This window comes from Vibrio sp. SCSIO 43132 (genome assembly GCF_019904195.1).
GTDB classification, from domain to species: domain Bacteria; phylum Pseudomonadota; class Gammaproteobacteria; order Enterobacterales; family Vibrionaceae; genus Vibrio; species Vibrio nigripulchritudo.
Window position 1 is genome coordinate 3,485,730 of record NZ_CP063199.1, and the last position, 11,966, is coordinate 3,497,695.

Here is an 11,966-nt window from a genome sequence, read left to right on the forward strand (position 1 = left end):
ACCCTTTTTATTTCCCCGGATAAAATCAATTAAGATTTGGACCCAACCATTTCTCAGCTTCTTCCCACTCCCAGCCTTTTCTCTCGGCGTAGTCTTTCGCCTGATCTTCTTGAATCTGTGCAATAGCAAAGTAACGTGAATCAGGGTGAGAGAAGTACCAGCCAGACACAGAAGCACCCGGCCACATGGCGTAGCTGGTTGTCAGCGACATATCAATGGTTTCTTCGACTTTGAGCATCTCCCACAAAGTGCCTTTCTCAGTGTGTTCCGGACAGGCAGGGTAGCCCGGCGCTGGTCGAATACCCTGATATTTTTCGCGAATCAGATCTTCGTTATCCAGATTTTCGTCTGCTGCATAGCCCCAAATGTCTTTACGAACCTGCTCGTGCAAGTATTCTGCAAAAGCTTCCGCTAAACGGTCTGCCACCGCTTGAATCATGATGGCATTGTAGTCATCACCCTGCGCTTTATAGGCATCAGCAAGTTCACGCTCACCAATACCACCAGTAACTGCAAAGGCACCAATCCAGTCTTTTTTGCCTGACGATTTCGGCGCAATATAGTCTGAAAGGCAGTAGTTAAAACCTTTAGGCTTTTCAGTTTGCTGGCGCAAGTTATGTAAAACATGTGCTACTTCAGTACGGCTCTCATCACTGTACACTTCGATGTCGTCGCCGACACTCGCTGCCGGGAATAGCGCACACATACCACGTGCTTTCAGTAAGCCTTCTTTTTCCACACGATCAAGCAAATCGTTCGCGTCTTTGAACAGACGTTTTGCTTCTTCACCGACTTCTTCATGTTCGAGGATCTTTGGATACTTACCCACAAGTGACCAAGTCATAAAGAATGGAGTCCAGTCGATGTACTTGCGCAGTGTGGCCACATCGAAATTGTCGTACACATGCACGCCAGGTTTGGCGGGGACAGGAGGCGTATAGTTTTCCCAGTCAATATCAACGCGGTTTGCGCGAGCCTTTTCAAGATTCACTGGCTTAGTGCGAGGTTTTTTACGGTTATGCTGGTCACGAACACGAACGTAGTCGGCATCCACTTTTTCAACAAAGGCAGGTCTCAACTCATCCGATAGCAAAGAAGTACACACACCTACCGCTCGCGAAGCATTGTTCACATAGACCACGGGCTGGTGATAGTTCTGTTCTATCTTCACCGCAGTGTGCGCTTTTGACGTCGTGGCACCGCCGATGAGCAATGGAAGATTAAACCCTTGACGCTCCATCTCTTTCGCCACATGCACCATTTCATCCAGTGAAGGTGTGATAAGACCAGAAAGACCAATGATGTCAACATTCTCTTCTTTAGCGACTTTCAGAATCTGCTCGCAAGGAACCATCACGCCCAGGTCGACGATTTCGTAGTTGTTACACTGCAAAACTACACCCACGATGTTTTTACCAATATCGTGAACATCTCCTTTTACGGTTGCCAGCAGGATCTTACCGTTGGATGAACCCGCTTGCTTTTCTGCGTTGATATACGGTTCTAAATGGGCAACCGCCTGTTTCATTACACGCGCTGATTTCACCACCTGAGGAAGGAACATCTTGCCCTCACCAAACAGGTCGCCAACCACGTTCATGCCATCCATCAAAGGACCTTCAATCACTTCCAGTGGTTTGGAGGCTTTCTGACGTGCTTCTTCCGTATCATCAACAATAAACTCAGTGATACCTTTAACCAGTGCATGCTCCAGGCGCTTTTCCACTGGGTAAGTACGCCATTCCAGAGCAGAGGCATCGTCTTCTTTTCCGACGCCTTTTCCTGCGTATTCCGCCGCAATATCCAGTAAACGTTCTGTGCCATCATCACGGCGGTTTAGTACAACGTCTTCCACTGCCTCACGAAGTTTGTCAGGTACGTTGTCGTAAATTTCTAGCTGACCAGCATTTACGATCCCCATGTCCATACCGTTCTTGAAACAGTGGTACAAGAACACGGCGTGAATCGCCTCACGTACGTAGTTATTACCTCGGAAAGAGAAAGAAACGTTAGATACACCACCAGAGATCATGGCGTGTGGCAAGTCTCGTTTGATATCGCCAACAGCTTCGATAAAGTCGACAGCGTAGTTGTTGTGCTCTTCAATACCCGTCGCAACAGCGAAGATATTCGGGTCAAATATGATGTCTTCTGGCGGGAAGCCAACTTCATCGACCAGAATTTTATAAGCATTGGTACAGATCTCGAGTTTACGTTCGCGAGTCTCAGCCTGTCCGACTTCGTCAAACGCCATCACAACAACGGCAGCACCGTATCGACGGATCAGCTTCGCTTGCTCAACAAACTTCTCTTTCCCTTCTTTCAACGAGATCGAGTTAACAATGCCTTTACCCTGAATGCATTTAAGACCGGCTTCGATGACTTCCCACTTAGAGGAGTCAACCATGATTGGTACTTTGGATATCTCAGGTTCAGACGCACACAAATTAAGGAAGCGGATCATGCAGGCTTCTGCATCCAACATCCCTTCATCCATATTGATATCGATAATCTGTGCGCCGTTTTCTACCTGTTGACGGGCAACGTCGAGAGCTTCGTCATACAACTCTTCTTTAATCAGACGCTTAAAGCGAGCCGAACCCGTCACGTTGGTACGCTCACCAACGTTAACGAACAATGTCTCTTTTTCGATGGTAAGAGGTTCAAGACCAGAAAGGCGACATGCCACTGGAATGTCAGGTAATGGACGGGGTTTTACACCTTCGCAGGCAAGCGTCATCTGACGAATGTGTTCGGGAGTGGTACCACAACAACCACCAACCAGGTTTAGAAAACCAGAACGTGCCCATTCGCCAATGTGCTCAGCCATATCTTCTGGCGAAAGATCGTATTCACCAAAAGCATTGGGAAGCCCGGCATTGGGGTGCGCAGACACGCTGCATTCAGAAATACGGGAAAGCTCTTCCACGTATTGACGAAGCTCATCGGGACCCAATGCACAGTTCAGTCCGAAAGAAATCGGTTTTACGTGTCTTAGAGCATTGTAAAAAGCTTCGGTAGTTTGACCGGAGAGCGTACGCCCGGAAGCATCGGTGATGGTACCTGAAATCATTACTGGCAGCTCAACGCCTAGCTCTTCAAATACCGATTCAACCGCGAAGGCACACGCTTTTGCATTCAAAGTGTCGAATATGGTTTCGATAAGGATAAGATCAGAGCCACCTCTGATAAGGGCTCGTGTGGACTCGGAATAAGCAACCACCAATTCATCGAAACTCACGTTTCGATAACCTGGGTCGTTCACATCAGGGGAAATAGAACAAGTACGGTTCGTTGGCCCCAGCACACCTGCAACATATCGAGGCTGGTCCGGTGTTTTTGCCGTCCATTCATCTGCCGCTGCTTTGGCTAAGCGAGCCGCTTCAAAATTGATCTCTTCGCTAAGGCTTTCCATATCATAGTCAGCCATCGCAATGGTCGTAGCGTTAAAGGTGTTGGTTTCAAGAATGTCCGCACCGGCTTCAAGGTACTGGCTGTGAATGTTCTTGATAAGCTCTGGTTGCGTTAAGACCAACAGGTCGTTGTTTCCTTTTAGGTCACAATGCCAATCAGAGAAACGTTTACCGCGGTAGTCCTCTTCTTCCAATTTGAGATCCTGAATCATGGTGCCCATACCACCATCAATAAACAGGATTCTCTCGGATAATTGTTGTTCTATTTGTTGTCTTATATTGCTTCCAGCCACACTACAGCCTCATTCCTTATCTTTGCCCTCATCCTACCATACATCCAATAGAATTCTAGACGTCCAAACTGCTTAATTAGCCTTATGTCATTTGTATTTTTAGACCGATTAATTAGGTTAAAAAAGTATTTGATATTAGGAACAAGTCGGAGGAAAATTCGCCAACTACACATTTTGTTACATTTGGAACAAGCAAGCTCATGTCCGTCTATTACACCCTGTGTTTTCTTTCTGCAGCGGCGATGCTAATCGCCTTTGTAAACAGCAAGATAGGAAAAATGCAAACCACCATCGCCATTACTGCTGGCGCCTTGATTCTTTCTCTCTTTATCATCATAGCAGGTCAAAATGATTGGTTTCATTTGACCAAAGTTGCCGCAGTCACCATGACAACCATTAACTTTGAAGCTTTCCTGCTCAAAGGCGTTTTAGGTTTTCTGCTCTTTGCCGGTGGCTTGGGTATCAAACTTCCAAACATGAAAGATCAGAAGTGGGAAATCACCGTTTTAGCGCTTGGTGCGACCTTATTCTCAACGTTTTTCATTGGTGGTGTGCTTTACGGTTTTTGTCAAATAATCGGGATTCAGTTTGAGCTTGTTTACTGCCTGTTATTCGGTGCCCTCATCTCGCCGACTGACCCCATAGCCGTGCTTGCCATTGTAAAAAAGCTAGATGCTCCGAAACGCATATCTACTCAAATTGAGGGAGAATCTCTGTTTAATGACGGCTTTGGTTTGGTCATCTTTGTCACTCTATACACCATGGCATTTGGCACAGAAACACCAACCTTTACCAGTGTGTCGCTTCTGTTCATTCAGGAAGCAATTGGCGGCATTGTTTATGGATTTGCTCTGGGTCTGCTCTTTCATTACTTGATTAGCTCGACCAACGACCACTCCATGGAACTGCTTCTGACGATTGGCATCCCTACTGCTGGATATGCTTTCGCTGACGTCATTCATGTATCCGGTCCTTTAGCAATGGTGGTATCTGGGATCATGATTGGTAACTGGACCCGCTTTATTGGTTTTTCAAAAGAAAGCGAAGAACACCTTGATCACTTTTGGGAACTCGTCGATGAATTCTTAAATGGCGTACTTTTCCTGTTAATCGGTATGTCGATGCTACTGTTTGAATTCCACCACGAAGACTGGATCTTGATGGCATTTGCGGTTCCACTCGTTCTGACTAGCCGATACCTGAGTGTTTGGCTGTCTTATCTGGGATTCAGACGCTATCGGAGCTATAACTCGTGGTCTGTTAAGATTCTCACTTGGGGAGGATTGCGTGGAGGCTTAGCGTTGGCAATGGCGCTGTCTATCCCTCCGGGAATACTTGTCATCCCAGATAAGCTCATTGATGTGAAAGAAATTATCCTGGTAATGACCTATTCCGTTGTGGTGTTTTCTATTTTGGTACAGGGCTCGACGATTACGCCGATGATTGAGAAAGCCAAAAAAGAAGAGGCTTAAAATGAACAAGGGCAGCTTATGCTGCCCTTGTAAATATTCAAATTTCTCAATCCTCGTCTTTGGTAAAGTTCGCCTCGGAGAAATGAGAAAGGTCGTATGGCGTCTGCTGGTAAACACAGTAGTTTAACCAGTTTGAAAACAGCAAATGACCATGGCTACGCCAGCTAGCGTTTGGCTTATTGTCTGGGTTATTATTTGGGTAATAGTTCACCGGTATAGCAGGCTCCATTCCCTCACCAAGATCTCGAACGTATTCATTGTGAAGTGTATGTGAGTCGTACTCAGGATGACCCGTAACAAATACGTTTCGTTTGTCTTTTGTAGAAGCCAGATACACGCCTGCTACATCCGACGTAGCAAGAATATCCAAATCCGTGTGCTCAGAGAGGTACTCAGGTGAAAAGTCTGCATAACGAGAATGAGGCGCAAGAAAAGTATCATCAAAGCCTCGAAGCACTGGATGATAAGGCTGAAGAATGTGGTGGTTATAAACCCCCGATAACTTCTCTTTTCTGGTGCGTTTAGGAAGATTATAAAGTAACTTCAGTCCTGCCTGAGCAGCCCAGCATACATAAAGCGTCGAAGTCACATGCTCCTTTGCCCAATTCATGATGGCTTGTAGATGCTCCCAATATATCACATCTTCAAACTGCACTAAGCCAAGTGGTGCTCCTGTAATAATCAAGCCATCAAAGTTTCTTTTCTTCACCATTTCAAATTGACGGTAAAAAGTATCCAGATGTTCAGTCGGCGTATTTTTACTTGGACGGTTATCGATACGAAGTAGCTCAACATCAATCTGAAGCGGACTGTTTGAAAGTAAACGAAGAAACTGAGTCTCCGTCTCAATTTTTTTTGGCATTAAGTTAAGGATCAGTACCTTAAGTGGACGGATTTCCTGAGTCGTTGCTCGTGATTCTGGCATCACGAAAATATTCTCTTCCCTTAATGTATCCAATGCGGGCAATTGATCAGGAATCTTAATGGGCATCTTACTTTCTCCCTAAAGCGGCTAGACGTCTATATGTCCAGACTATAACAGACGATACCGCATGTCGAGCAGAAACTCATCGCTGAAATAAAAGGTAAGATGACTCTCTTTACCAAGCCGAATACCTAGCACAAACCTACTATTAGACTGGCTTAGAAAGCGAAAAGTACGTCTTAGAGAAAAGATGCCAGCCTCTATTCGTACATCCATTAGTTGATAAACACTAATTTCTACTGAGGCTTTGTAAAATAAGGGACAAGGAATCTAAGGACGTATGGCTGGATGAGGGTTCAAGTGGGATTCATTCGCCTATTGGGGGAATTAAATGGCAAATACGAAAAAGCCCTAGCATTGCTGCTAGGGCTTCGTCTGAATAAATGGCGGAGTGGACGGGACTCGAACCCGCGACCCCCGGCGTGACAGGCCGGTATTCTAACCAACTGAACTACCACTCCGCAGTGGAAGACCTGCTTATCATAAGCAGATGTTCAAATATAAAGCCTGGCGATGTCCTACTCTCACATGGGGAAACCCCACACTACCATCGGCGCTATTGCGTTTCACTTCTGAGTTCGGCATGGAATCAGGTGGGTCCACAACGCTATGGTCGCCAAGCAAATTCTTTAATTCGGAAAGCTGTTTTTTTAAGTTCTAGTTCTTACACATTCAATGTTCTTATCTGAGTCCATCAAAACCCCTTGGGTGTTGTATGGTTAAGCCTCACGGGCAATTAGTACAGGTTAGCTCAACGCCTCACAACGCTTACACACCCTGCCTATCAACGTTCTGGTCTCGAACAACCCTTTAGGATACTTAAAGTATCAGGGAAGACTCATCTCAGGGCTCGCTTCCCGCTTAGATGCTTTCAGCGGTTATCGATTCCGAACTTAGCTACCGGGCAATGCCATTGGCATGACAACCCGAACACCAGAGGTTCGTCCACTCCGGTCCTCTCGTACTAGGAGCAGCCCCCTTCAATCTTCCAACGCCCACGGCAGATAGGGACCGAACTGTCTCACGACGTTCTAAACCCAGCTCGCGTACCACTTTAAATGGCGAACAGCCATACCCTTGGGACCGACTTCAGCCCCAGGATGTGATGAGCCGACATCGAGGTGCCAAACACCGCCGTCGATATGAACTCTTGGGCGGTATCAGCCTGTTATCCCCGGAGTACCTTTTATCCGTTGAGCGATGGCCCTTCCATTCAGAACCACCGGATCACTATGACCTGCTTTCGCACCTGCTCGAATTGTCATTCTCGCAGTCAAGCGGGCTTATGCCATTGCACTAACCACACGATGTCCAACCGTGTTTAGCCCACCTTCGTGCTCCTCCGTTACTCTTTGGGAGGAGACCGCCCCAGTCAAACTACCCACCAGGCACTGTCCTCACTCCCGATAAGGGAGCCAAGTTAGAACATCAAAGCTACAAGGGTGGTATTTCAAGGACGGCTCCACGCAATCTGGCGACTGCGTTTCAAAGCCTCCCACCTATCCTACACATGTAGGTTCAATGTTCAGTGCCAAGCTGTAGTAAAGGTTCACGGGGTCTTTCCGTCTAGCCGCGGGTACACTGCATCTTCACAGCGATTTCAATTTCACTGAGTCTCGGGTGGAGACAGCGTGGCCATCATTACGCCATTCGTGCAGGTCGGAACTTACCCGACAAGGAATTTCGCTACCTTAGGACCGTTATAGTTACGGCCGCCGTTTACCGGGGCTTCGATCAAGAGCTTCGTCCGAAGACTAACCCCATCAATTAACCTTCCGGCACCGGGCAGGCGTCACACCGTATACGTCATCTTACGATTTTGCACAGTGCTGTGTTTTTAATAAACAGTTGCAGCCACCTGGTATCTGCGACTCTCGTCAGCTCCATCCGCAAGGGACTTCACCGATAAGAGCGTACCTTCTCCCGAAGTTACGGTACCATTTTGCCTAGTTCCTTCACCCGAGTTCTCTCAAGCGCCTTGGTATTCTCTACCCGACCACCTGTGTCGGTTTGGGGTACGATTCCTTACAATCTGAAGCTTAGAGGCTTTTCCTGGAAGCATGGCATCAATGACTTCATCACCGTAGTGACTCGACATCGTGTCTCAGCCTTAAAGAGAGCCGGATTTACCTAACTCTCAAGCCTACGCACTTGAACCTGGACAACCGTCGCCAGGCCCACCTAGCCTTCTCCGTCCCCCCATCGCAATTGTAAGAAGTACGGGAATATTAACCCGTTTCCCATCGACTACGCTTTTCAGCCTCGCCTTAGGGGTCGACTTACCCTGCCCCGATTAACGTTGGACAGGAACCCTTGGTCTTCCGGCGAGGGAGTTTTTCACTCCCTTTATCGTTACTCATGTCAGCATTCGCACTTCTGATACCTCCAGCAGCCCTTACGAACCACCTTCAACGGCTTACAGAACGCTCCCCTACCCCGCATACAAAGTATGCAGCCGCAGCTTCGGTGTATTGCTTAGCCCCGTTACATCTTCCGCGCAGGCCGACTCGACCAGTGAGCTATTACGCTTTCTTTAAATGATGGCTGCTTCTAAGCCAACATCCTGGCTGTCTGAGCCTTCCCACATCGTTTCCCACTTAGCAATACTTTGGGACCTTAGCTGGCGGTCTGGGTTGTTTCCCTCTCCACGACGGACGTTAGCACCCGCCGTGTGTCTCCCGGATAGTACTTACTGGTATTCGGAGTTTGCAAAGGGTTGGTAAGTCGGGATGACCCCCTAGCCTTAACAGTGCTCTACCCCCAGTAGTATTCGTCCGAGGCGCTACCTAAATAGCTTTCGGGGAGAACCAGCTATCTCCAGGTTTGATTGGCCTTTCACCCCTAGCCACAAGTCATCCGCTAATTTTTCAACATTAGTCGGTTCGGTCCTCCAGTTGATGTTACTCAACCTTCAACCTGCCCATGGCTAGATCACCTGGTTTCGGGTCTATATCCAGAGACTGAGCGCCCAGTTAAGACTCGGTTTCCCTACGGCTCCCCTAGATGGTTAACCTTGCCACTGAATATAAGTCGCTGACCCATTATACAAAAGGTACGCAGTCACCCCGAAGGGCTCCTACTGCTTGTACGTACACGGTTTCAGGTTCTATTTCACTCCCCTCACAGGGGTTCTTTTCGCCTTTCCCTCACGGTACTGGTTCACTATCGGTCAGTCAGTAGTATTTAGCCTTGGAGGATGGTCCCCCCATATTCAGACAGGATATCACGTGTCCCGCCTTACTCGATTTCACTTGAAATGCGCTGTCGGTTACGGGGCTATCACCCTGTATCGCGCTCCTTTCCAGAAGCTTCACCTGACGCATAAAAAGCTTAAGGGCTAATCCAATTTCGCTCGCCGCTACTTTCGGAATCTCGGTTGATTTCTCTTCCTTCGGGTACTTAGATGTTTCAGTTCCCCGAGTTCGCTTCACTGAGCTATGTATTCACTCAGCAATACTTACTTATGTAAGTGGGTTTCCCCATTCGGAAATCCCAGACTCAAATGACTCTTACTGTCTTATCTGGGCTTATCGCAAGTTAGTACGTCCTTCATCGCCTCTGACTGCCAAGGCATCCACCGTGTACGCTTAGTCACTTAACCATACAACCCCAAGAGGTTTCTGTATGTTCAAACAACCAAGGTTTGTGTCTCTCATTATTGAATGAGCGAGAGACATTCGATTTTGCCGGACTCAAATATAAACATCGCATGGATGTTTCCAAGAACACTTGAATGTGTGTTGGTACCTAAAACACAGTTTTAGGATTTGAGAACTTTTAATTTGAATAACAACGCTTATCCGTAGATAAGGGGATTGTTGTTATTCGTCAGCTTTCCAAATTGTTAAAGAGCATGATTCGTTAAGAACCATTTTTAAATATTCTGTATCAAGAAAATACTTAAAGATGGTGGAGCTAATCGGGATCGAACCGATGACCTCTTCGCTGCCAGCGAAGCGCTCTCCCAGCTGAGCTATAGCCCCATCTGGAAAAGTAGTTTTCCTTACTCTTAACGTTATAAACCGTATCAATCTGTGTGAACACTCATCGCGACTTATTCGTCTTCACTTTAAAAAGTAAAAACAAACTATCCGTATCGTATAAGGAGGTGATCCAGCCCCAGGTTCCCCTAGGGCTACCTTGTTACGACTTCACCCCAGTCATGAACCACAAAGTGGCAAGCGTCCTCCCGAAGGTTAAACTACCTGCTTCTTTTGCAGCCCACTCCCATGGTGTGACGGGCGGTGTGTACAAGGCCCGGGAACGTATTCACCGTGGCATTCTGATCCACGATTACTAGCGATTCCGACTTCATGGAGTCGAGTTGCAGACTCCAATCCGGACTACGACGCACTTTTTGGGATTCGCTCACTCTCGCAAGTTGGCCGCCCTCTGTATGCGCCATTGTAGCACGTGTGTAGCCCTACTCGTAAGGGCCATGATGACTTGACGTCGTCCCCACCTTCCTCCGGTTTATCACCGGCAGTCTCCCTGGAGTTCCCACCCGAAGTGCTGGCAAACAAGGATAAGGGTTGCGCTCGTTGCGGGACTTAACCCAACATTTCACAACACGAGCTGACGACAGCCATGCAGCACCTGTCTCATAGTTCCCGAAGGCACCAAAGCATCTCTGCTAAGTTCTATGGATGTCAAGAGTAGGTAAGGTTCTTCGCGTTGCATCGAATTAAACCACATGCTCCACCGCTTGTGCGGGCCCCCGTCAATTCATTTGAGTTTTAATCTTGCGACCGTACTCCCCAGGCGGTCTACTTAACGCGTTAGCTCCGAAAGCCACGGCTCAAGGCCACAACCTCCAAGTAGACATCGTTTACGGCGTGGACTACCAGGGTATCTAATCCTGTTTGCTCCCCACGCTTTCGCATCTGAGTGTCAGTATCTGTCCAGGGGGCCGCCTTCGCCACCGGTATTCCTTCAGATCTCTACGCATTTCACCGCTACACCTGAAATTCTACCCCCCTCTACAGTACTCTAGCCTGCCAGTTTCAAATGCAGTTCCGAGGTTGAGCCCCGGGCTTTCACATCTGACTTAACAAACCACCTGCATGCGCTTTACGCCCAGTAATTCCGATTAACGCTCGCACCCTCCGTATTACCGCGGCTGCTGGCACGGAGTTAGCCGGTGCTTCTTCTGCAGCTAACGTCAAAATGCGCATCTATTAAATACACACCCTTCCTCACTGCTGAAAGTGCTTTACAACCCGAAGGCCTTCTTCACACACGCGGCATGGCTGCATCAGGCTTGCGCCCATTGTGCAATATTCCCCACTGCTGCCTCCCGTAGGAGTCTGGACCGTGTCTCAGTTCCAGTGTGGCTGATCATCCTCTCAGACCAGCTAGGGATCGTCGCCTTGGTGAGCCTTTACCTCACCAACTAGCTAATCCCACCTGGGCATATCCTGACGCGAGAGGCCCGAAGGTCCCCCTCTTTGAGCCGAAGCTATTATGCGGTATTAGCCATCGTTTCCAATGGTTATCCCCCACATCAGGGCAATTTCCCAGGCATTACTCACCCGTCCGCCGCTCGACGCCGTTGTCGTTCCCCGAAGGGTCAGACAACTCGTTTCCGCTCGACTTGCATGTGTTAGGCCTGCCGCCAGCGTTCAATCTGAGCCATGATCAAACTCTTCAATTTAAGATTTTGGTCGGCTCAATGAATACTGATTACATTACATAGTAATGTTTGAATTGACTGTGCCGGTATTGCTACCGATTGGTCACTCAGTTCATTGAAACCTAAATTGATACCGAAGTATCTATTTGGATTATCATCAACGAGTGCCCA

3 protein-coding genes, 2 tRNA genes and 3 rRNA genes are annotated in these 11,966 nt (G+C 47.9%); 1 reads left to right on the forward strand and 7 read right to left on the reverse strand.

Annotation, left to right across the window (positions count from 1 at the left end; all coding sequences use genetic code 11):
* Nucleotides 1-25: 25 nt before the first annotated feature.
* A complete protein-coding gene (gene metH / locus INR79_RS15595) occupies nt 26-3,706 on the reverse strand; it encodes a methionine synthase (protein WP_223095031.1) in 3,681 nt (1,226 codons plus the stop codon).
* A gap of 200 nt (nt 3,707-3,906) precedes the next feature.
* Between metH and INR79_RS15600 the strand changes: the two genes are divergently transcribed.
* Nucleotides 3,907-5,178, forward strand: coding sequence for a cation:proton antiporter (locus tag INR79_RS15600; protein WP_223095033.1), 1,272 nt, complete (start codon nt 3,907-3,909; stop codon nt 5,176-5,178).
* A 46-nt stretch (nt 5,179-5,224) separates the two neighbouring features.
* Here the strand turns inward: INR79_RS15600 and metA are convergent, their stop codons facing one another.
* The 6 genes from metA to INR79_RS15630 form a co-directional block, all read right to left on the reverse strand.
* On the reverse strand, nt 5,225-6,169 hold the full coding sequence (gene metA, locus INR79_RS15605) for a homoserine O-succinyltransferase MetA (protein WP_004399902.1): 945 nt from the start codon (nt 6,167-6,169) through the stop codon (nt 5,225-5,227).
* A gap of 378 nt (nt 6,170-6,547) precedes the next feature.
* Nucleotides 6,548-6,624 (reverse strand) — tRNA-Asp (locus INR79_RS15610).
* A gap of 44 nt (nt 6,625-6,668) precedes the next feature.
* Nucleotides 6,669-6,784: ribosomal RNA gene (gene rrf / locus INR79_RS15615) — 5S ribosomal RNA — on the reverse strand.
* A 94-nt stretch (nt 6,785-6,878) separates the two neighbouring features.
* Nucleotides 6,879-9,764, reverse strand: a 23S ribosomal RNA gene (locus INR79_RS15620).
* Nucleotides 9,765-10,070: 306 nt separating this feature from the next.
* Nucleotides 10,071-10,146, reverse strand: a tRNA-Ala gene (locus INR79_RS15625).
* A gap of 118 nt (nt 10,147-10,264) precedes the next feature.
* A 16S ribosomal RNA gene (locus INR79_RS15630) occupies nt 10,265-11,816 on the reverse strand.
* The 16S, 23S and 5S rRNA genes sit together here with 2 tRNA genes alongside, the layout of an rRNA operon.
* Between the last annotated feature and the right edge of the window lie 150 nt (nt 11,817-11,966).

Bases quoted from the DNA above. Each gene is read 5' to 3' on its own strand.
- INR79_RS15600 (WP_223095033.1), top strand. From the start codon at position 3,907: ATGTCCGTCTATTACACCCTGTGTTTTCTTTCTGCAGCGGCGATGCTA.
- metA (WP_004399902.1), bottom strand. From the start codon at position 6,169: ATGCCCATTAAGATTCCTGATCAATTGCCCGCATTGGATACATTAAGG.